At 71.5% G+C, this 21536-nt stretch carries 18 protein-coding genes; 4 read left to right on the plus strand and 14 right to left on the minus strand.

Annotated elements, in window-relative coordinates:
- Positions 1–39 precede the first annotated feature (39 nt).
- The 11 genes from GA0070621_RS14640 to GA0070621_RS14690 form a co-directional block, all read right to left on the minus strand.
- On the minus strand, positions 40–693 hold the full coding sequence (locus GA0070621_RS14640; RefSeq protein WP_167666919.1) for an acVLRF1 family peptidyl-tRNA hydrolase: 654 nt from the start codon (positions 691–693) through the stop codon (positions 40–42).
- A 95-nt stretch (positions 694–788) separates the two neighbouring features.
- Positions 789–4481, minus strand: a complete 3693-nt coding sequence (locus tag GA0070621_RS14645) for a M12 family metallo-peptidase (protein WP_167666920.1) — start codon at positions 4479–4481, stop codon at positions 789–791.
- Positions 4482–4873: 392 nt separating this feature from the next.
- A complete protein-coding gene (locus tag GA0070621_RS14650) occupies positions 4874–5497 on the minus strand; it encodes a LysE family transporter (RefSeq protein WP_091195801.1) in 624 nt (207 codons plus the stop codon).
- 224 nt (positions 5498–5721) lie between these two features.
- A complete protein-coding gene (locus tag GA0070621_RS14655) occupies positions 5722–6141 on the minus strand; it encodes a metal-sulfur cluster assembly factor (RefSeq protein WP_091195804.1) in 420 nt (139 codons plus the stop codon).
- On the minus strand, positions 6138–6611 hold the full coding sequence (sufU, locus tag GA0070621_RS14660; RefSeq protein ID WP_091195806.1) for a Fe-S cluster assembly sulfur transfer protein SufU: 474 nt from the start codon (positions 6609–6611) through the stop codon (positions 6138–6140). The genes GA0070621_RS14655 and sufU overlap by 4 nt, the downstream gene beginning before the upstream one ends.
- 45 nt (positions 6612–6656) lie before the next feature.
- Entirely contained in the window at positions 6657–7961 is a 1305-nt protein-coding gene (locus GA0070621_RS14665) for a cysteine desulfurase (protein WP_091195809.1), read from the minus strand.
- A gap of 23 nt (positions 7962–7984) precedes the next feature.
- Positions 7985–8758, minus strand: a complete 774-nt coding sequence (gene sufC / locus GA0070621_RS14670; RefSeq protein WP_089006138.1) for a Fe-S cluster assembly ATPase SufC — start codon at positions 8756–8758, stop codon at positions 7985–7987.
- Positions 8758–9102, minus strand: a complete 345-nt coding sequence (locus GA0070621_RS14675) for a non-heme iron oxygenase ferredoxin subunit (protein ID WP_091195812.1) — start codon at positions 9100–9102, stop codon at positions 8758–8760. Before GA0070621_RS14675 ends, sufC begins: the two co-directional genes overlap by 1 nt.
- A complete protein-coding gene (gene sufD, locus GA0070621_RS14680; RefSeq protein WP_091195814.1) occupies positions 9102–10244 on the minus strand; it encodes a Fe-S cluster assembly protein SufD in 1143 nt (380 codons plus the stop codon). Before sufD ends, GA0070621_RS14675 begins: the two co-directional genes overlap by 1 nt.
- A gap of 94 nt (positions 10245–10338) precedes the next feature.
- Positions 10339–11769: a Fe-S cluster assembly protein SufB gene (sufB, locus tag GA0070621_RS14685; RefSeq protein WP_091195817.1), complete on the minus strand. Its 1431-nt coding sequence runs from the start codon at positions 11767–11769 to the stop codon at positions 10339–10341.
- Positions 11766–12521, minus strand: coding sequence for a helix-turn-helix transcriptional regulator (locus GA0070621_RS14690; protein WP_167666921.1), 756 nt, complete (start codon positions 12519–12521; stop codon positions 11766–11768). The genes sufB and GA0070621_RS14690 overlap by 4 nt, the downstream gene beginning before the upstream one ends.
- A gap of 97 nt (positions 12522–12618) precedes the next feature.
- Between GA0070621_RS14690 and GA0070621_RS14695 the strand changes: the two genes are divergently transcribed.
- On the plus strand, positions 12619–13581 hold the full coding sequence (locus GA0070621_RS14695; RefSeq protein WP_407940287.1) for a COX15/CtaA family protein: 963 nt from the start codon (positions 12619–12621) through the stop codon (positions 13579–13581).
- Between the two features lie 108 nt (positions 13582–13689).
- Entirely contained in the window at positions 13690–15357 is a 1668-nt protein-coding gene (locus GA0070621_RS14700) for a right-handed parallel beta-helix repeat-containing protein (RefSeq protein ID WP_091195825.1), read from the plus strand.
- A 36-nt stretch (positions 15358–15393) separates the two neighbouring features.
- Here the strand turns inward: GA0070621_RS14700 and GA0070621_RS14705 are convergent, their stop codons facing one another.
- The 3 genes from GA0070621_RS14705 to GA0070621_RS14715 all read right to left on the minus strand — a co-directional run bounded on the left by GA0070621_RS14705 (position 15394) and on the right by GA0070621_RS14715 (position 17868).
- On the minus strand, positions 15394–16314 hold the full coding sequence (locus GA0070621_RS14705) for an ATP-grasp domain-containing protein (protein WP_091195828.1): 921 nt from the start codon (positions 16312–16314) through the stop codon (positions 15394–15396).
- Positions 16315–16320: 6 nt separating this feature from the next.
- Complete coding sequence (locus GA0070621_RS14710) at positions 16321–16656, minus strand: hypothetical protein (protein WP_091195830.1); 336 nt, start codon at positions 16654–16656, stop codon at positions 16321–16323.
- A 252-nt stretch (positions 16657–16908) separates the two neighbouring features.
- Positions 16909–17868, minus strand: coding sequence for a heme o synthase (locus GA0070621_RS14715; RefSeq protein WP_091195833.1), 960 nt, complete (start codon positions 17866–17868; stop codon positions 16909–16911).
- Positions 17869–18132: 264 nt separating this feature from the next.
- Between GA0070621_RS14715 and tkt the strand changes: the two genes are divergently transcribed.
- Complete coding sequence (gene tkt, locus GA0070621_RS14720) at positions 18133–20271, plus strand: transketolase (protein WP_091195837.1); 2139 nt, start codon at positions 18133–18135, stop codon at positions 20269–20271.
- A gap of 16 nt (positions 20272–20287) precedes the next feature.
- On the plus strand, positions 20288–21457 hold the full coding sequence (gene tal / locus GA0070621_RS14725) for a transaldolase (protein WP_091202437.1): 1170 nt from the start codon (positions 20288–20290) through the stop codon (positions 21455–21457).
- Positions 21458–21536 lie beyond the last annotated feature (79 nt).

The raw sequence follows: 21536 nt of genomic DNA on the forward strand, positions 1-21536 counted from the left end.
GCGGAGCCACAGCGCGGTGGTGCGGGGAACGCGAACGGGTCAGTCGCGGTCGGGGTCGCGGACCAGGATCCGCACCGCGCGGGCGGCGGCCACCGCGCCGACCAGCACCGTGTGCCGGGGCTCGGGCACGTCGAGCAACCGGTCGGCGCGCAGCGCGGCGAGCGGGGCCAGCCGCCGGTCGGCCAGCACACCGTCCACCGCCCGCCGGTCACCGCCGCAGACCAGCGCGGCCAACGTCGCCGCCTCCGGCAGCAGCAGGCGTACGGCCAGCTCCGCCGCGTCGCCGAGCGCCGCCTTCGCCTGGTTGTCCCGCCGCCGGGCGAACCGCTGCTGCGACCAGCCACCCGCGGCGGTGCGCCCCTGCACGTAGCGGGTGTCCACCTTGGAGACGATCAGGTCCGGACCGTCGGCGACGCCGACCGCCACCGCGCCCTTGCGCGCCAGCAGCAGGCCGAGCCGCCGCGGCGCACCGGCGGCGGCCACGAACCCGGGTACGTCGGCGCTCGCGGGGGCGCCGGGCGGGGTGTGCAGCTCGGCCGTCGCCCCGTCCGGGGCGGCGAGCAGCAGACCGTACCCCTGGACGGTGGTGGTGGGCGGGCCGTGCCGGTCGGTGAGGCCCTCGACCCAGCGGGCGACGCGGGCCGGGTCGACCTCGACCCACCGGCCGCCCCCGGCTGCGGGTCGGCTGCTCATGCCACGACGGTACGGCACGGGGAGTCGCCGTGGCTCGGCGGGAAAAGCAACGCGGGAGGACACCGCGACCGGCGTCCTCCCGCGCTACCCGTTGGTCAGTGGACGGTGAGGTTGCCCGCCGTCAGGTTGACCTCACCGGTGCCGTTCCCCGTCCAGTCGGACGAGAAGAGCAGGGCACCGCCGTTCCACAGGGTGATGCCGACGGTGTCGTCCCGCCCGGGAGCGCCCCGGTCGGTCACCGTCACGGCCAGCGTCAGGCCGCTGGCCACCACCTTGCCGTTGCTGTCGTACAGGCTGGCCTGGTAGCGCACCTGAGCGACCTTGCCGGCCGAGGTGATCCCCAGCCCGTCGACCGTACCGGCCTTGATCGTGTAGGACTTGCCGCCGGAGCGGAACGCGATCTCGGCCTGGCCCGACGCGGCCTTGTTGGCCGTGGCGGGCTTCCCGGTCAGGTTCACCGCGACCTTCGACTTCGCGTCGGCCGGGTACGCCCCCGCCGAGCGGTCGACGGTGATCTCGCCGTCACCGGTGAGGAAGCCACCGTCGGAGACGGCGACCGTCACCTGCGCCGTGGTGCTGCCGGTGTAGTACCCACCGACCGTCGCGGTGACGGTGTGCGTACCCGCCGGCAGGGCGACCTCGCACGCCGCGGAGGCGCTCGTGGTCGCCGCGCCGAGCAGCTCCACCGTGCCGGTGCAGAGCGTCACGCCACCCTCGGTGAAGGTGACCGTGGCGTTGCGGATGTCACCCGCGGTGGTGTCCGTCGCCGAGGGCAGCACCGAGCTGTCCTGGACGACGGCCCGCAGCAGCGCCTTGCCGGAGGCGCCGCTGGTCGCGGTGCTCACCAGCGTGTCACCGGCCCAGGTCGCCGCCGCGTCCTCGGCGGTGACCGTGACGGTGAACGAGGTGCTGCCGGCCAGGCCGGTGCCGTCGGAGACGGTCACGGTGACCGGGTAGGTGCCCGGAGCCGCCGTGGTGGTACCGGCGACGGTCCAGCTGCGCGTACCGGGCAGGGTGTCGGTGCCGGAGGTCGCCGCCACGGCCAGCGACAGGCCCGCGGGCAGGCCGGCGGCGGACGCGGTCAGCGCGGTGCCGGCGGTGTCACCGTCGGTCGCCGAGACGGTGACGGTCGGCGAGAGCGCGTCACTGTACTGGACGCGGGCCCCGCCGGCCGGAGCGTCGTTGGTGACCACGGGGGCGGACCGGACGGTGAGGTCGGCGTCGTTGACATCGAAGAAGATGTTGCCAACGGCTTCGATCTTGATCCGGGCCTGCTTGGTCGCCACGTTGGGCAGGGTCACCGTGGCGCTGCCGTTGTTCGGGGTGCTCTCGGCCAGCACGTACGGGAAGGTCTGTCCACCGTCGGCGGACAGCGAGATCTTCACCTGGCTGGCGTTCACCGGCGCCGCGTCGGTGCCGGCCACGTCCCAGGTGACCGTCTGGCTCGAACCACCGTCGAGGACGGCGGCGGAGCCCTGCGAGGTGACCAGGAACGGCCCGGCGTTCGGGGCCAGCGCCACCGCGACGTCGGCGCTGCCGATGCCGCCGCCACCCAGCCGCCCGTCGCGGGCGGTGAGCTTGAAGTGCAGGGTCCGGTCGTTGCTGAAACCGACCCAGTCCTTGGTGGGCAGGAACTCCGAGAAGCAGTCGACGATCTCCGCCGGCACGTTCGAGGCACCACCGGTGGGCGGCGGGGCCGGCGCGGCCGGGCAGGCGCCCGTCTTGGCGTTCGTGTTGCCCGCCAGGATCTGCTTCATGTCCGGGAAGATCCGGGTCGAGTCGGTGGTCACCGCGTTCTGACCCGGCGAGTGGTACTTCAGGGTGTCCTCGGGCGACACGTTCGCCGCCTCGCCGAACACCCGGAACAGCGGACCGTTGGTCTTCGTGTTGTTCACCAGCGCGGTGCCGGCGGAGGCGCCCCGGTCGTTCTGCTCCCACATGTACGTCACCGTGTCGCCGTCGACGTCGGTGGCACTGCCGGTCAGCGCGAACGGGGTACGCACCGGGATGGTGACGGTGCCCGGCACGGTGACCACCGGCGCGTGGTTGGCGGTGTCCTCGACCAGGAAGCCGCCGTTGTCGATGGCACCGCCCTTGGCGGTCTCACCGACGAAACCGGAGGCGCCGGTGAAGTCGGTCAGCTCCAGCGCGGCCACGTTGGTGTTGGCCAGCGTGCCGCCGAAGGTCACCTGGAAACCGGTGTCGTTCAGCGTGCCGCTGCCGCCGAAGGCGGCCACGGTGACGGTCGCGCCGGCCGGCCAGCCGGCGATCCCCTCGATGGCGGCCTTGATGCCGGCGGTGGTGTAGTTGCCACCCCGCACGATCGGGGCCGAGTCGTTGCCGTTGTAGCGGACCCGGAACGAGTCACCGTTGGCGTCGAAGTCGTACAGCGAGGCGGTCTGCACCTCGCTGATCGCCGCGCGGTTCGAGGTGACGTACGTGGTGATCTCGGTGTAGCTGCGGTGCGACCAGTACGGGTCGGTGTGCGGCTGGAGGTTGTCCTGCTGGCAGATGCCGGCGTACGCCATGATCGACGAACCGCTGCCCGGCTCGTACGAGTTGGCCGCGCTGCGGTTGCCGCCCGAGCAGTTGTACTGCGTGCCGTTGAAGGTGTGGTTGCCGGCGAACTGGTGGCCCATCTCGTGTGCCACGTAGTCCACCGCATAGAAGTCACCGGTCGGTTGTGGCAGACCGGTGCAGCCCTGCGCCTTGCTGCCGCCGCCGATAACACCGAGGCTGGCGATGCCGCCGCCGTTGACGCCGAGGCCGATGTGGCCCACGTCGTAGTTGCTGGCGCCGACGATCTGGCCGAGCACGATCCGGTTCCGGCTCAGCGTGCTGCTGCCGCAGGAGCTGATCTGCGCCGTGGTGAAGCACGCCGCCGCGCCACACGGGCCGTTCGGCTCGGTGGCCAGCGCCGGGGTGTTCAGGTTGGTCTTGTCGGTGTCGTTGATCAGCACGAGCCGGATCGCGGTCTCGTCCTCGTAGATCTGGGTGACCCGGTTCATCAGGGTGACCTTGGCGGCGGTGACGTTCTCCGCGCCGAAGAAGTTGGCGTAGGAGGGGTCGGTCACCAGCGCCACCCGGTAGGTGCGCAGCTTCACCAGCGGACCGGCCGGGACCTCGGCCTGGGCGGTCGCGATCTCGTCCGCCAGGGCGTGCGCCTCGCTCGCCACGTCCTCACGCTCGACGAACTCGCCGTGCGGGTTCTCCAGGTCGCGGGCGAAGTAGCTCGCGTAGAGGCTCTCGTCGAGGTGGTAGTACGGGTCGACGTACCAGTTCCCGGCCGCCGAGCGGACCGACGCGTGGAAGCCGAGCGGAGTGAGGTCCGCCCGGATGGTCGCGGTCGGGTCGTCCAGGCCCTGACCGGCGTACGTGGTGATCTCGGGGTGCTTGGCGGCCAGGCCGGCCTCCATCACGGGCGAGTTCACCAGTTCGAAGCGCTGGAGCGTCCCGTCGGGCGCGGGCAGCGACACGATCTGCCGCTGCTGGCGCGCCGCCTTGCCGCGCTCGCGCGGAGCCTTGTCGAGGGTGCCCTTCAGGCTGGCCCGGTCGAGGGTGAACGCGGAGAGCCGCTTGGCGTTGACAGTGGCCTTCTTGCCGGCCTTGGTCGGTGCCGGCTTGCCGTCCACCTTGTGCCACGGGCCGTTGGGGGACGGGGCCGCGCTGGCCGCTGCGGGCGCCGCCAGCGCCGGCAGCGCCGCCGCTACCAGCGCGGCAGCGAGTAGGGTTGCGATCCGCCCACGCCGCGGTTGACCGTCTCGTTCACGGTGCCGCGGTAGACGCATCAGGGTGATCCTCAAGACGTCTCCCTGCTCGGTGAGGAGTGGTGGAGCCGTCGCACCGTCCCGGGTCGGCGGGGCCGCGCACGGCTGATCCACAGATTGGTCAAGGACCCTAAACGGATGACGGACTCCCGACATCAGCCGAACAGTGGAGGCGATCCTGACAGGACGTCGAACGGCGCACGTCGGCCAGGTGATCATCAGCCGACGGCGACGACGGGGTACACGGGAGCGGCCGTCCCGACGGCGGAGCATCGGTGGTCGAAGATGCGAACAGAACTGTGCGTTCGACGGATAGACCTGCCGATTCGACCGACGTCGTCGTAACACCCATGAAGATCAACCGTCATGAGACTGTAATACATCGATCATCCCCTGTGGATGATCAGGCCGGTTCAACCCAGCAGCACGGCGACGGCGAGCGCCGCGATGATGGTGCTGGACGCCAACGCGGTGACCAGACGCCCCCGCGGGCCGGTGAGGGCCCGACCGACCAGCGTGCCACCCCCGGCGATCAGCAACTGCCAACTGGCCGAGGCGAGGAAGGCCCCGAGCACGAACAGCCCGGCGGCCACGACGTCGGCACCGCCCGCATCGCGCCGGCCCAGGACGAGCGCCGCGAAATAGACGACGGTCGCCGGATTGAGCATGGTCAGCGCGAGGATCGCGAAGTAGGCCCGGGTCGGGGTGTCCAGCCCGCGCCGCACCACCTGCCGACCGGCCGCAGCCGGAGGGCGCAGGGCCCGCCACGCGCCGTGCCCGGCGAGGACCAGCAGCACCGCCGCCGCGACCAGCCGCAACGGATCGGCGAACGGGGCGAGCAGACCGGCCACCGCGGCGCCGCCGAGGGCAGCCACCCCGGCGTAGACACCGTCGGCGGTGGCCACCCCGAGCGCCGCGCCCGCGCCGACGCGGAAAGAGGTACGTGCACTGAGCCCGAGAATGAGCACCGCGATCGCGCCGACCGGGACGGCGACGCCGTAGCCGGCCACCAGACCGGCGAGGAACGCCCCGGTCACGACGGCGGGCGGCAGGTCGAGGCGGACCCCGGCCAGGTGCGCTGTCGACGCGCGGCGGTGGCCGCGCGGACAGGAACCTGCTTCGGGTACGCCTCGATCACCCGGCCATCCTGCGCCCCGCGCGCCCGCCCCGCCACCGGATTTCCCGCCCCCGAGATCGGACGGCGGAGACGCGTCGAGCGCGGCGCCCCGCGAAGGGGATGCCGCGCTCGACGAGGGTGGAATCAGACGTTGAAGCCGAGGGAGCGGAGCTGGTCACGCCCCTCGTCGGTGATCTTGTCGGGGCCCCACGGCGGCAGCCACACCCAGTTGATCCGGATGTCGTTGACCAGTCCGCCGCCCGGACCGGTGGTCAACGCCTGCCGGGCCTGGTCCTCGATCACGTCGGTCAGCGGGCAGGCCGCCGAGGTCAGCGTCATGTCCAGGGTGGCCACGTTCTCGTCGTCGACGTGGACGCCGTACACCAGACCCAGGTCGACCACGTTGATACCCAGCTCGGGGTCGACGACGTCCTTCATCGCCTCCTCGATGTCGGCGATCGCCGCCTTGCCGCCGGCCGGGGCGTCCCCGCCGGTGGCCGGCGTCGCCGCGCCGTCGGTCGCCACGGCGCCGGCCTCCGGCGTGGTGGTGTCCTCGCTGCTCATGCCTTCACCTCCGGGCTCACGCCCACCCCGGCGCGTGCCGCGGCGTCCTTGAACGCCATCCACGACAACAGCGCGCACTTCACCCGGGCCGGGTAGCGCGCGACACCCGCGAACGCCACCCCGTCTCCGAGCACGTCCTCGTCCGGCGTGACCTGGCCACGCCCGGACATCAACTCGACGAACGCCTCGTGCACCACCGTGGCGTCGTCCGCGGACCGGCCGCGCAGCAGCTCGTGCAGGACGCTCGCCGACGCCTGGCTGATCGAGCAGCCCATCCCGTCGTACGAGATGTCGGTGAACACCTTGCCGTCGGTGGCCACCCGTACGGTGATCTCGTCGCCGCAGGTCGGGTTGACGTGGTGCGCCTCTCCGACGTGGGCCCGCGGATCCTCGGCATCCCGCAGGCCCCGGCCGTGCGGGTGCTTGTAGTGGTCCAGGATGATCTCCTGGTAAAGAGACTCAAGCTGCATCAAGCTGAACTCCCGTCGATTCGCCGGGCTCCTGCGTCGCCCGGTTCATCGGAACACCTTCCGCACCTGCTCGAGACCGGCGACCAGCGCGTCGATCTCCTCCGTGGTGGTGTACAGGTAGAACGACGCCCGCGTCATCGCCGGCACCCCGAACCGGGTACACACCGGCTTCGCGCAGTGGTGCCCCACCCGCACCTGCACGCCGAGCGAGTCGAGCACCTGCCCGACGTCGTGCGGGTGCACGTCGCCGAGCGCGAACGAGATCGTCCCGCCCCGGCCGACCGGCACGTTCGGGCCGAAGATGCGCAGCTCCGGCACGGTGGCGAGGGCGTCCAGCGCGTACGCCGTCAGCTCCTTCTCGTGCCACTGGATCGCCCGCATCCCGATCCCGCTGAGGTAGTCCACCGCCGCGCCGAGCGCCACGGCCTCGGCGATCGGCGGGGTGCCCGCCTCGAACCGGGCCGGCGGCGCGGCGAACGTCGACCGCGCCATCGTCACCGTCTCGATCATCGAGCCGCCGCCGAGCACCGGCGGCATCGCGGCGAGCAGCTCACCGCGCCCCCAGAGCACGCCGATGCCGGTCGGCCCGCACATCTTGTGCCCGGTGAGGACGATGAAGTCGGCGTCGTAGTCGACCACGTCCATCGGCATGTGCGGCACCGACTGCGAGCAGTCGAGCAGCAGCAGGGCACCCACCTCGCGGACCCGCGCGGTGATCCGCGCGGTGGCGTTGACCGTGCCGAGGATGTTGGAGGTGTGCACCAGCGAGACGATCTTCGTCTGCTCGGTGACCAGGTCGTCCAGGCCGGACTCGTCCAGCCTCCCCTGCTCGGTGATCGGGAACCAGCGCAGCGTCGCGCCGGTCCGCTCCGCGAGGAGCTGCCACGGGACGATGTTCGAGTGGTGCTCCATCTCGGAGATCACGATCTCGTCGCCCGGGCCGATCCGGAACCGCGGGTCGGCGTCCGGCCGCGCCGAGGCGTTGGAGAACGCGTACGCCACCAGGTTGATCGCCTCGGTGGAGTTCTTGGTGAACACCACCTCGTCCACGCTCGGGGCGTTGATGAACGCCGCGATCTTCGCGCGGGCCCCCTCGTACGCCTCGGTCGCCTCGGTGCCCAGGGTGTGCACCGAACGCGACACGTTGGCGTTGTGCCGCGCGTAGTGCTCGGCGAGCACGTCGAGCACCTGCCGCGGCTTGTGCGAGGTGTTGGCGCTGTCGAGATAGACCAACCGGTGCCCGTTGATCTCCCGGTCCAGGATCGGGAAGTCGGCGCGCACCGTGGCCACGTCGAAACGCGGCACGTCGTCGTACTGCGGCATCCCCTGCGGGATGGCGATGGTGGTCATCTCTGCGGCCCCCGTCCGTGCTGTCAGGCCCGCGCCGAACCGGCCCCGGCGACGTACCGCTCGTAGCCCTCTTCCTCGAGCTTGTCGGCCAGCTCCGGGCCGCCCTGCTCGACGATCCGGCCAGCGACGAAGACGTGCACGAAGTCCGGCTTGATGTAGCGCAGGATCCGGGTGTAGTGGGTGATCAGCAGCAGGCCGGTGTCGCCGGTGTCGCGGACCCGGTTCACGCCCTCGCTGACCACGCGCAGCGCGTCCACGTCGAGGCCGGAGTCGGTCTCGTCGAGGATGGCCATCTTCGGCTTGAGCAGCTCCAGCTGCACGATCTCGTGGCGCTTCTTCTCGCCGCCGGAGAAGCCCTCGTTGACGTTGCGCTGGGCGAACGCCGGGTCCATCTGGAGCTTCTCCATGGCGCCGCGCAGCTCGCCGGCCCAGGTGCGCAGCTTCGGCGCCTCGCCGTCGATCGCGGTCTTGGCGGTACGCAGGAAGTTGGCGACGGAGACGCCGGGCACCTCGACCGGGTACTGCATGGCCAGGAAGAGGCCGGCGCGGGCCCGCTCGTCGACGGACATGGCCAGCACGTCCTCGCCGTCGAGGGTCACCGAGCCGCCGGTGATCTCGTACTTGGGGTGACCGGCGATCGAGTACGCCAGGGTCGACTTGCCGGAGCCGTTCGGGCCCATGATCGCGTGAGTCTGGCCCGAACTGACCGTCAGGTTTACCCCATCGAGGATCGGCTTGAGCTCACCCTCGGGCAGCTTGACCGACACCTTCAGGTCGCGGATCTCCAGGGTGCTCATTATCGGCTTACTCCATTGCTCGGCTTCGGGCGGCCGTCGTCGCCCACGGGAAGGTAGATCTCGCCGTCGCGGACTTCGACGGGATAGACGGGAACGGGTTCGGTCGCGGGCAGCCCGGTCGGCTCACCGGTACGCAGGTCGAAACGGGATCCGTGCAGCCAGCATTCCAGCGTGCAGCCCTCGACCTCGCCCTCGGAGAGAGCCACGGCGGCGTGCGAGCACTCGTCGTACACGGCGTAGAAGTTGTCGTCCTCGCCGTGCACGATCGCGAGCTGGGTACCGTCGACGTCGGCGCTGATCGCGGTGCCCTTCGGCACGTCCTCGGTCGAACAGATCCTGATCATCAGGCGCCGGCCCTGGTGAGCCGGGCCTCGATCGCGTCGCCGAGCCGCTCCCGCAGCTCCTCGACCGGGATCTTGTTGATCAGCTCGGCGAAGAAGCCGCGGACCACCAGCCGGCGGGCCTCGGCCTCCGGGATGCCCCGGGCCATCAGGTAGAAGAGCTGCTCGTCGTCGAAGCGGCCGGTCGCGCTGGCGTGCCCGGCACCGGCGATCTCGCCGGTCTCGATCTCCAGGTTGGGTACGGAGTCCGCCCGGGCGCCGTCGGTGAGCAGCAGGTTCCGGTTGATCTCGTACGTGTCGGTGCCGGTTGCCTCGGCCCGGATCAGCACGTCACCGACCCAGACGGTGTGCGCGCTGTCGCCCTGCAGGGCACCCCGGTAGCCGACGTAGCTGCGGCAGTCCGGCACCGTGTGGTCGACCAGCTGCCGGTGCTCCAGGTGCTGCCCGGAGTCGGCGAAGTACAGCCCGTACAGCTCGGCCTCGCCGCCCCGGTCGCTGTATTCCACCGAGGTGTACTGACGGACCAGGTCGCCGCCGAGGCTCACCTGCACGTGGGTCACCTTGGCGTCGCGGCCCAGCCGCACCTTGAGGTGCTGCGCCTGCACGGCGTCGTCGGCCCAGTCGGCGACGGTGACCAGGGTCAGCTTCGCGCCGTCGGCGACCGCCACCTCGACGTTGTCGGCGAGGGTGGCCGAGCCGGTGTGCTCCACCACCACGGTCACCTCGGCGAACCGGTCCACCTCGACGAAGGTGTGGCCGAAGGCGAGCGCGTCCGCGCTCTCGCCGACCACCCGCAGGCTCACCGGGGTGGTCACCACCGCCTCGCGGGCGACCCGCACCAGCAGCGCCTGCTCCACCCCGCCGTACGCCAGCGCGCTGACCCGGTCGAACGGGGTGAGCACGCTGCCCACCCGCGGATCGTCCTTGCCGATCCGGTCGACGGTGACGCCCTCGGGCAGGTCGGCGTACTCGTGGCGGACCGCGCCGGTCGCGGCCGGCGCCTCGCCGGTCAGGCCGCGCAGGCGCTTGAGCGGAGTGAAGCGCCACTCCTCCTCCAGGCCCGTGAGGGCCGGGAAGTCGGCGACGTCGTACGAGCGGAGCGCCTGCGACTTGGTCGCGGGCGGCGCGGAAGCCTGGGTAGTCATCTCTTCCTTGGTCTGTTCAGCGATTGATCGGAGGGTCGGTCGGGCTGGTCGCGACGCGGCGCGACGGGTCCGGGCCGCGCGAGGGCCAGCCGGGTCAGCCGACCGCGCCTTCCATCTGGAGCTCGATCAGGCGGTTGAGCTCCAGGGCGTACTCCATCGGCAGTTCCTTGGCGATCGGCTCGATGAAGCCACGCACGATCATCGCCATCGCCTCGTCCTCGCTCAGGCCCCGGCTCATCAGGTAGAAGAGCTGGTCCTCGCTGACCTTGGAGACGGTCGCCTCGTGGCCCATCGACACGTCGTCCTCGCGGATGTCGACGTAGGGGTAGGTGTCCGAGCGGGAGATGGTGTCGACCAGCAGCGCGTCGCACTTGACCGTGCTCCGGCTGCTGTTGGAGCCCTCCAGCACCTGCACCAGCCCCCGGTACGAGGTGCGGCCACCGCCCCGGGCGATCGACTTCGACACGATCGTGCTGCTCGTGTGGGGTGCCGCGTGCACCATCTTGGCGCCGGCGTCCTGGTGCTGGCCCTCACCGGCCATGGCCACCGAGAGCACCTCGCCCTTGGCGTGCTCGCCGGTCATGTAGACCGCCGGGTACTTCATCGTGACCTTGGAGCCGATGTTGCCGTCGATCCACTCCATGGTCGCGCCCTCGTGGCACACGGCCCGCTTGGTGACCAGGTTGTAGACGTTGTTCGACCAGTTCTGGATGGTCGTGTAGCGGCACCGGGCGTTCTTCTTGACGATGATCTCCACGACGGCACTGTGCAGCGAGTCCGAGGAGTAGATGGGCGCGGTGCAGCCCTCGACGTAGTGCACGTACGCGCCCTCGTCGACGATGATCAGCGTCCGCTCGAACTGGCCCATGTTCTCCGTGTTGATCCGGAAGTAGGCCTGCAGCGGGATCTCCACGTGCACGCCCTTCGGCACGTAGATGAACGAGCCACCGGACCAGACGGAGGTGTTCAGCGCGGCGAACTTGTTGTCGCCGACCGGGATCACCGTGCCGAAGTACTCCTTGAACAGGTCCTCGTGCTCCTTGAGCGCGGTGTCCGTGTCCAGGAAGACGACGCCCTGCTCCTCAAGGTCCTCGCGGATCTTGTGGTAGACGACCTCGGACTCGTACTGCGCCGCGACACCGGCGATCAGCCGCTGCTTCTCCGCCTCGGGGATGCCCAGCCTGTCGTAGGTGTTCTTGATGTCCTCGGGCAGGTCCTCCCAGCTGGCGGCCTGCTTCTCGGTGGACCGGACGAAGTACTTGATGTTGTCGAAGTCGATCCCGGTCAGGTCGGCGCCCCAGGCCGGCATCGGCTTGCGGCCGAACAGCCGCAGGCCCTTCAGACGCAGGTCGAGCATCCAGGCCGGCTCGTTCTTCTTGGCCGAGATGTCCCGTACCACCGCCTCGTTGAGGCCACGCTGGGCGGAGGCCCCGGCGACGTCGGGGTCGGCCCAGCCGTACTCGTAGCGACCGAGGGCGGCGAGCTGCTCTTCCTGGGTCAGGGGCTGGACGATCTGCTCGGTCATCTGATTGTCCTCACAGTGGTGACGGTGTTACCGGACTTACGCGGCTGGGCGGGGATGTGCGTGGTGCACACCCCGTCGCCGTGCGCGATGGTGGCCAGGCGCTGCACGTGGGTGCCGACCAGACGGGAGATCACCGTGGTCTCGGCCTCGCACAGCTGGGGGAACTCGGCGGCCACGTGCGCCACCGGGCAGTGGTGCTGGCAGAGCTGGCCGCCGGAGGCGATCGTGGACGCGTTGGCAGCGTAGCCCTCGGCGGTCAACGCCCCGGCGAGCGCCTCCGCCCGGGCGAGCGGGTCGTCGCCGGCGTCCTCCATGGCGGCCCGGCAGCGGGCCTCCAGCGCCGACACCTGCTCGGCCGCGAACGCCTCCACCGCCTCCGGTCCGCCGCTGCGGGCGATCCAGCGCAGCGCGGCGGTGGCCATGTTGTCGTAGTGGTGGGTGCCGCAGCGCAGCCGGGCCGCGTCGGTCAGCACGAAGACCTTGGCCGGTCGACCCCGGCCCCGGCTGCCCCGCACGACCTGCTCGCGGGCGACCACGTCCCCGTCGGCGAGCATCGCGTCGAGGTGCCGGCGGATCGCCGCGGGGCTGAGCCCGAGCGCCGAGCCGAGCTGGGCGGCGGTGGTCGCCCCCCGCTCCAGCAGCAGCTGGGTGACCCGGTCCCGGGTGGAAAGATCGGCGGACACAGCCGGCTCGCCACGCCGCGGCGTGGCGCCGTCGGCCTGGTGCCCGGAGAGCCCCGCCGCCTTTTTCACAACGCCAACGTTACGTAATTCGCCGGAGGGCCGCAAACCGGGTCCCGGTGATTCCCGACACCGGGGTGTCGGAGTCACCCGATCGTGCTCCACTACGGTGCGTAGGATTCGCTTCGTGAAGCCTTCCGTCCGGTTCCCGGTCTCCCCCACGCTGCTGCGTCGGCTCGCGTACGCCTCGATCATCGCGAACGTGGCGATCGTGGTCACCGGCGGGGCGGTCCGGCTGACCGCCTCGGGCCTCGGCTGCCCCACCTGGCCCCGGTGCACCGACGAGTCGTACCACACCACGCCGGAGATGGGCGTGCACGGGATGATCGAGTTCGGCAACCGGCTGCTCACCTTCGCGGTGGGCGTCATCGCCCTCGCCGTGCTGCTCGCTGTGCTGGCCCAGCGGCCCCGCCCGCGCGGGCTGCTGCCACTGGCGATCGCGGTCTTCCTCGGCATCCCCGCCCAGGCGGTGATCGGCGGGATCACCGTGCTGACCGACCTCAACCCGTGGGTGGTCGGGCTGCACTTCCTCGCCTCGATGGCGGTGATCGCCGCCGCGTACGCCCTCTGGCGCCGCACCGTCGAGCCGGACGGCCCGGCGATGCCCACCGTGCCGGCACCGCTGCGTACCCTCGCCCTGCTCACCACGGTGGTGAGCGCGACGGTGCTGGTGGTCGGCACCTGGGTGACGGGCAGCGGCCCGCACGCCGGCGACAAGGGCGCGGCCCGCAACGGCCTCGACCCGGAGTCGATCTCCCAGGTGCACGCCGACGGGGTCTTCCTGCTGATCGGCCTCTCGGTGGCACTGGTCTTCGCGTTCCGCGCGGTGGGCGCGACACGGGCCGCCCGGGCCGCCGCCGTGCTGGTCGCGGTCGAGCTGGGCCAGGGCCTGATCGGCTTCGTGCAGTACTTCACCCACCTGCCGGGGGCGCTGGTCGCCGCGCACATGCTCGGCTCCTGCCTGGTGCTGCTGGCGACCCTGGCGATGCTCTGGTCGACCCGGGAGCGCCGCCCGGTCGCTCCGGAGAACCGGCCCAGCCCGGCCGCCGAGCCGGTCCCCGCCGCCGTCTGACCGGCACCCGGCACCCGGCACCCGGCACCCGGCACCCGGCGAGGTTACCCACCAGCGGCTGCGGGAATGCCGTCCGCCGACGGACTGTCCGCCCCGAGGGGAGTTCCGGTGTCGCGCAAGGGCCTGTCCACGAGCGTCCCGCAACGGCTCACCCCGGTCGCCGGTGCGCCGCTGTGGTGCGACGCGCGCGACTTCGGGCTCACCGGCGACGGGCTGACCAACGACCAGCCGGCACTGGCCGCGCTGGTGGACCGGCTGGGCGAGGGGTACGCCGCCGACGGGCGGGCCCGGGTGATCTACTGCCCGCCCGGCATCTACTCGATCCGGGACGCCGGCACCGTCTGGCGCAGCGGCGTGTCGCTGATCGGCGCCGGTTCCGCGGCGACCCGCTTCCTGCTCAGCAACGAGGGAAACCGCAGCGACCCGGTGCCGCTGGCCTACTGGACCACGGTGCAGCACGGCGCGGACCGGGACCGGCACATCGCCGACTGCACGTTCGCCGACTTCGAGATCGACGGCTCGGGCGTCGGCATGGCCGAGTACAACTACCTCGCCAAGGGCCTCGGGCTGCAGTACGTGGTGCGCGGGGTGTTCCGCAACCTCTACATCCACCACACCGGGGCGACCGGGCTCGGCTGCGACTTCCTCCAGGACAGCCTGATCGAGGGGGTGGTCGTGGTGGGCTGCGGCCGGCTCGACAACGGCGAGCAGATGGGTGGCGCGGGCATCGGCGTCGGCATCGGCGGCTGGGGCGACGTGGAGCGCCTCACCATCGCCAACTGCACCACGGTCGGCAACGGCACCAACGGGATCTTCCTGGAGCTGCAGAAGGACCACTGGTCGCCGCCACGCGGCTTCCGCATCATCGGGTGCCACAGCCAGGCCAACCGGTTCGGCATCTCCGACTGGGGAGCCGACGGCCTCGTGGTGTCCGCCTGCACCCTCACCAACAACCTGGAGGCCGGGTTCGACGTCTCCGCCAACGGCACCTCGGGCGTGGCCGGCCGGGGCGGGCTGCTGACCGGGTGCGACATCGACCGCAACGTCGGCGACGGGATCAGCATGGGCAACACCCCCGGCGCGTACGCGGTGCGGGGCAACCGGATCAGCCGCAACGGCGGATACGGCTACCACGAGCACGACCTGGGCAACGGTTACCGCGGCCCGGCGGCGGACGTGGTGATCGAGGGCAACGACATCCGGGACAACGCGCTGGACGGCATCCGGATCGACCGGCCGATGATCGACGCGACGGTCCTCGGCAACCGGATCCGCGACAACGGGCGGCGCTCCGCGCCGGCGCATCGCGGCAGCGGCGACGCGGTGCGCTACGGGCCCCGCACGGTGGTCGACGGCGCGGCGGACTGGCCCTGGGACGGGCACCGGGGCAAGGCGGTGCGGGTCGACTCGCGGGTGGCCGTGGTGGCGGCCAACACCGCCACGGAGCTGTCCCTGGCCGAGGTGCGGCCGGACGGCGCCACCGGATGGAACGAGGCGACCCCCGCGCCCGGAACCCCGTACGAGCTGCCGGCCGGTCCGGCGGTCCGCGCCGGGATCGCCGTCAACGCCCGGATCGAATCGGCCACCGTACGGGGCAACCGGATCTGGAACCGGGACGAGGAGACCCAGACCTACGGGTTCTGGATCACCGCGGCGGGCAGTTGCGTCTCCTGCCGGATCGAGGACAACGACTTCGCCGGCACCGAGGCGGCCGTCCGGCTGGAAACGCCTCCGGTCGGCGGTCGCTGGGACCACAACCACGAGGACGTGGCGTGAGGCCGCCTCGCCCCGGCCGGGCCGGGCCCGGCGGGGTCAGGACCGGTGGGCCAGGTGGGTGGTGATCGCCGCGGCGAGGCGGTCGGCGGCGGCGGCGGCGTACCCGATGAACAGGCTGGGCTCGGTGAGCTCCAGCTCGACCAGGACGGGTGCGCCGTCCGGGCCGGGAATCAGGTCGACCCGGGCGTAGAGCAGCCGGTCCGCGCCGCCCGGGACGGCGGCCAGGGCCCGTTGGGCCACCGCGAGCTGCTCGGGCAGCGCCGTCCGGCGGTCGATCCGCTCCTCCTTGTAGAGCTCGGCCACGCCCCGGTCGGGGCCGGTCAGCATCGGCCCCTTGCGGATCGCGTGGCTGAACGCCAGGCCGTCCGGCCCGGCGAGGAAGAGCAGCGCGGTCTCCCCGGCCGTGTCCACCGCCCGCAGGTACGGCTGGACCATGGCGACCCGGCCGGCGGCGGTGAGCCGGCGCACGTGCGCCACGGCCAGCTCCCGGTGCTCCGGATCGGCCAGGTCGTACCGGCCGGTGTCCTGGCTGCCGGCGCTGACCGCCGGCTTGACCACGTATTCGCCGGAGTCGGCGGGCGGCGTCCAGGTCTGGCCCGGCTCGACCCAGACGGTCGGCACGGTGGGCACGCCGGCGGCGGAGAGCTCGGCGAGGTACCGCTTGTCGGTGTTCCAGCGGACCACGTCGGCGGGGTTGACCAGCCGGGGCACGGTCTGCGTCCAGGCGACGAACTCGTCACGGCGCAGCGCGTAGTCCCAGGGTGAGCGGAGGACTACCAGGTCGTACCCGGACCAGTCCACGGCCGGGTCGTCCCAGATCGCCGCCTCGGCGACGACGCCGCGGGCGGCCAGCGGAGCGAGCACGAGCCGGTCGTCCGGGTCGAGGCCGGGCAGGGCGGAACAGGTGGCGAGAGCGACCCGGGGCTCCCCCCGGGTCGGCTGGTGGTGGTTGGTCAATTTATGTCAACGGGCCATCGTGCGCCGGGCCATCGACCGCCAGAGGTCGTTGCTGGGCCGCATCTGGTCCATCAGTTCACGCTCCCAGGCGTTCTCGACGGCGACCCCGGCCAGGGCGCAGGCCTGCCGCGCGACGTCGGTGCCGTCGGCGAACTGGTCGGCCCACTCCCCGTCGGAACCCACGAGGACGATCCGCGCGCCGCGCTTGCCGACGTACTCGATGACCGCCTTCGCGCCGCCGTGTCCGGCGGCGAACGACTTGATGCCGGCAACCAGGCCGTTGGGAGCCGGGTCGGCGGCCGTCTGTTCAGCCGTCAGCGTCGTATCGGAACCATCTGCCATGACGCGAAGCCTAAGCAGACTTCCACCCACATGTGCGAGAACGATGAACCAATTGTGATGCCAATTACCTACGGGCTTAAGGAAGACCACAGGTAATTTGCCCAGTCATGTCGCACTAAGTCCCCACGAAGCGGACAGGTGAGATCGTCACATTCTGTCCGAGTTGAGCCGCCCTCGCTCAGCCTGAAAAAAGTTCTGATAAACGGCGCGACCTGCGGTGACGCATTCCACCCGGGTCCACGCCCCGCCGGATCAGAGCAGGGCGTCGAGCGCGACGGCCGCGAAGAGGATCGTCAGGTAGGTGGTCGACCAGTGGAACAGCCGCATCGGCTTGACCGCCTCACCCCGCATCGCGCGCCGGCAGAGCTTGTGCGCCTCGACGACGAAGATGCCACCGACGACCAGCGCGGTCACCCCGTAGATCGGGCTCATCCCCAGCGGCCAGACGGCCAGCGAGGAGATCAGGGTCAGCCAGGAGAAGATGAGGATCTCCGCGTTCACCCGACGGACCGAGGCCACCACCGGCAGCATCGGGACACCGGCCCGGGCGTAGTCGGCCTTGTACTTGATCGCCAGCGCGTAGAAGTGCGGCATCTGCCAGAAGAAGACCACCGCGAAGAGCGCCCACGCGGCCGGGGCCAGCGAGCCGGTGACCGCGGCCCAGCCGATCAGCACCGGCGCGGAACCGCAGATGCCGCCCCAGAACGTGTTCGCCGCCGTGGTCCGCTTCAGCCAGAGCGTGTAGACCAGGTCGTAGTACGCGATCGCGGCCAGGGTCAGCCCCGTCGCCAGCCAGTTGGTGAACGTGGCCATCAGCGCGAGCGAGACCGCCGCCAGCACCAGGCCGAAGATCAGCGCGCTGCGCGGCGACACGGTGTGCGCGGGCAGCGGTCGGCGCTTGGTGCGCCGCATCAACTGGTCGATGTCCCGGTCGATGTAGCAGTTGAGCACGCTGGCCGCGCCGGCGGCGAGTGAGCCGCCGACCAGCACCACGGCCATCAGCCCGAGCTTGGGCATGCCGCCGGCGGCGAGCATCATCGCCGGCACCGTGGTGACCAGCAGCAGCTCGACGATCCGCGGCTTGGTGAGGGTCACGTACGCGGCCACCACCGCCCGCACGCTCCGCCGACCGCTCGTCGCCTCCTCGTCCACCGTGCGCACCGGCGGCTGCCCGGCAGAGTTGCTGACGGGGCGCTCGGTGATCGTGCTCACGGATTGCCACCTTCCGGCGTCGGCAGGGGGAGGTCGGGTCGGCCGGACCCGTCCGGGTCCACACACCGACCCACAGACTACGCGTCGTCGTTTTCGCTGCCCCCGAGACCCGACGACGGTGCCTGCCGTCACAGTCCGCGGTGAACGACGGATCCGGTCGGACCCTACAGAACAGCATGCGAGAGATCCCCGGGCGCACGTTTAGGACCGCTCGATAGGGTCATCGGTGAGGGTTCCGCCCATCTGCCGAGGAGCACAACCATCGTGGCTGCCAACCGACCCGAGCTTCCCGCTCTCAACTGGTCCGACCTCGACCGCAGGGCCGTCGACACGGTCCGCGTGCTGGCCATGGACGCCGTGGAGAAATCCGGCAACGGCCACCCGGGTACGGCGATGAGCCTCGCCCCGGCCGCGTACCTGCTCTTCAACCGGGTCATGCGGCACAACCCGGCCGACCCGAACTGGGCCGGCCGGGACCGGTTCGTCCTCTCCGCCGGGCACTCCAGCCTGACCCTGTACATCCAGCTCTTCCTCGCCGGCTACCCGCTGTCGCTGGACGACCTGAAGGCGCTGCGCCAGTGGGGCTCGCTCACCCCCGGCCACCCCGAGCACGGGCACACCCCGGGCGTGGAGACGACCACCGGCCCGCTCGGCCAGGGCCTCGGCAACGCGGTCGGCATGGCCATGGCGGCCCGCCGCGAGCGCGGCCTGTTCGACCCGACGGCGGAGGCCGGCGAGTCCCCCTTCGACCACGACATCTGGTGCATCGCCTCGGACGGCGACATCGAGGAGGGCATCAGCCACGAGGCCAGCGCCCTCGCCGGCCACCAGCAGCTCGGCAACCTCTGCGTGATCTACGACGACAACGAGATCTCGATCGAGGACGACACCCGGATCGCCAAGAGCGAGGACGTCGCCGCCCGCTACGCGGCGTACGGCTGGCACGTGCAGACCGTCGACTGGCGCCGCGGCGACGCCGACCAGGGCGAGTACCACGAGGACGTGGAGGCGCTGCACCAGGCGCTGCTGGCCGCCCGGGCGGAGACCGACCGCCCCTCCTTCATCGCGCTGCGCACCATCATCGGCTGGCCCGCGCCGAACAAGAAGAACACCGGCAAGATCCACGGCTCGGCGCTCGGCGCCGACGAGGTGAAGGCCACCAAGGAGATCCTCGGCTTCGACCCGCAGCGGACCTTCGAGGTCGACGAGGAGGTCCTCAAGCACGCCCGTCAGGTGCTGGAGCGCGGCGCCGCGGCCCAGGCGGCGTGGACCACCACGTTCGACGCGTGGTCGCAGGCGAACCCGGAGCGCCGGACGCTCTGGGACCGGCTCGCCGTCCGCCAACTCCCCGAGGGCTGGGCCGACGCGCTGCCGACCTTCCCGGCCGACGCCAAGGGCATCGCCACCCGGGCCGCCTCCGGCAAGGTGCTGGAGGCCCTCGCCCCGGTGCTGCCGGAGCTGTGGGGCGGCTCCGCCGACCTGGCGGAGAGCAACAACACCACCATGAAGGGCGAGCGGTCGTTCATCCCGGCGGTGCACGCCACCAAGGACTTCCCCGGCGACGAGTACGGCCGCACCCTGCACTTCGGCATCCGCGAGCACGCCATGGGGGCGATCCTCAACGGCATCGCGCTGCACGGCGGCACCCGCCCGTACGGCGGCACCTTCCTGGTGTTCAGCGACTACATGCGCCCCTCCGTACGGCTCGCCGCGCTGATGAAGCTGCCCGTGGTCTACGTCTGGACGCACGACTCGATCGGCCTCGGCGAGGACGGCCCGACCCACCAGCCGGTGGAGCACCTGACCGCGCTGCGCGCCATCCCCGGCCTGGACGTGGTCCGCCCGGCCGACGCCAACGAGACCGTGTGGGCGTGGCGGCAGGCCCTGGCGCACACCGACCGCCCCACCGCGCTGGCGCTCAGCCGCCAGGCGCTGCCGACCCTGGACCGCGCCGGCCTGGCCGGCGCCGAGGGCACCGCCAAGGGCGGTTACGTGCTGGCCGAGGCGTCCACCGGCATCCCCCAGGTGATCCTCGTCGGCACCGGCTCCGAGGTGCAGCTCTGCCTCACCGCGCGGGAACGGCTGGAGGCCGACGGCACCCCCACCCGGGTCGTCTCCATGCCCTGCCAGGAGTGGTTCTTCGCGCAGGACGAGGCGTACCGGGAGTCGGTCCTGCCGCGCGGGGTAAAGGCACGGGTGAGCGTGGAGGCGGGCATCGCCATGTCCTGGCGCGGGATCGTCGGGGACAGCGGCGAGAGCGTGAGCCTGGAGCACTACGGGGCGAGCGCCCCGCACACCGTGCTCTTCGAGCAGTTCGGGTTCACCCCCGACCGGATCGTGGCCGCCGCGCACGCGGCGCTGACCCGGGTGGGCGAAATCACCGGTTTCACGACCGGCAACTGAGGGGAGCGTGGACGGCATGACCGACAGGCTGGGTGAGCTGAGCGCCGCAGGGGTGGCGATCTGGCTCGACGACCTTTCCCGGGTACGACTGAGCTCCGGCGGGCTGGATCAGCTGCGCCGGGAGAAGCACCTGGTCGGGGTCACCTCCAACCCGACCATCTTCGCCAAGGCGCTGAGCGCCGCCGACGAGTACGACTGGCAGCTCAAGGACCTGGCGATCCGTGGGGTGGACGTCGAAGAGGCGGTCCGCATGCTCACCACGTACGACGTGCGGTGGGCCTGTGACGTGATGCGCCCGGCGTACGACGCCGGCGCGGGAATCGACGGCCGGGTCTCCATCGAGGTGGACCCGCGGCTGGCCCACGAGACGGAGAAGACCGTCGCCGAGGCCGGGGCGCTGTGGTGGCTGATCGACCGGCCCAACCTGTTCATCAAGATCCCCGCCACCGAGGCGGGGCTGCCGGCGATCACCGCCACCCTGGCCCAGGGGATCAGCGTCAACGTCACCCTGATCTTCGGCCTGGACCGCTACTCGGAGGTCATGGAGGCGTTCCTGGCCGGCCTGGAGCAGGCGAAGGCGAACGGGCACGACCTGGCCAAGATCGGGTCGGTCGCGTCGTTCTTCGTCTCCCGGGTCGACAGCGAGGTGGACAAGAGACTTGATCGGATGGCCGGCGAGGCCGCGGACCCGGCAGGCAAAGAGCGTGCGCTGGGACTGAAGGGACGCGCCGCCATCGCCAACGCCCGGCTCGCGTACGAGCGCTACTGCGAGGTCTTCGCCTCCGACCGGTGGCAGGCCCTCGCCGACGCCGGCGCCCACCCGCAGCGCCCGCTCTGGGCCTCCACCTCGACCAAGAACCCCGACTACCGCGACGTCATGTACGTCGAGGACCTCATCGCCCCCGGCACGGTGAACACCATGCCGGAGGCGACCATCCACGCCTTCGCCGACCACGGCGAGGTGCGGGCCGACACCATCACCGGCTGCTTCGACGACGCCCGGAAGGTCTTCACCGACCTCAAGGCGGTCGGGGTGGACATGGCCGACGTGGTCGCCGTCCTCGAACGGGAGGGCGTGGAGAAGTTCGAGGCCAGTTGGGTGGAGCTGCTCGACGGGGTACGGAAGTCCCTCACCGAGGCGGCCCGGGGCGCCGGGATGCCGGGGCAGGCCGGGAGCAACGCGTGACGGACGGCGCCGGAAGCGTCCCGGGGCACCGCCCCGGGACGCCCCGCGCCGCGGTCGCCCACCCGGACCCGGGTGGCGC

Origin of the sequence: Micromonospora narathiwatensis, from assembly GCF_900089605.1 — a bacterium.
GTDB lineage: Bacteria > Actinomycetota > Actinomycetes > Mycobacteriales > Micromonosporaceae > Micromonospora > Micromonospora narathiwatensis.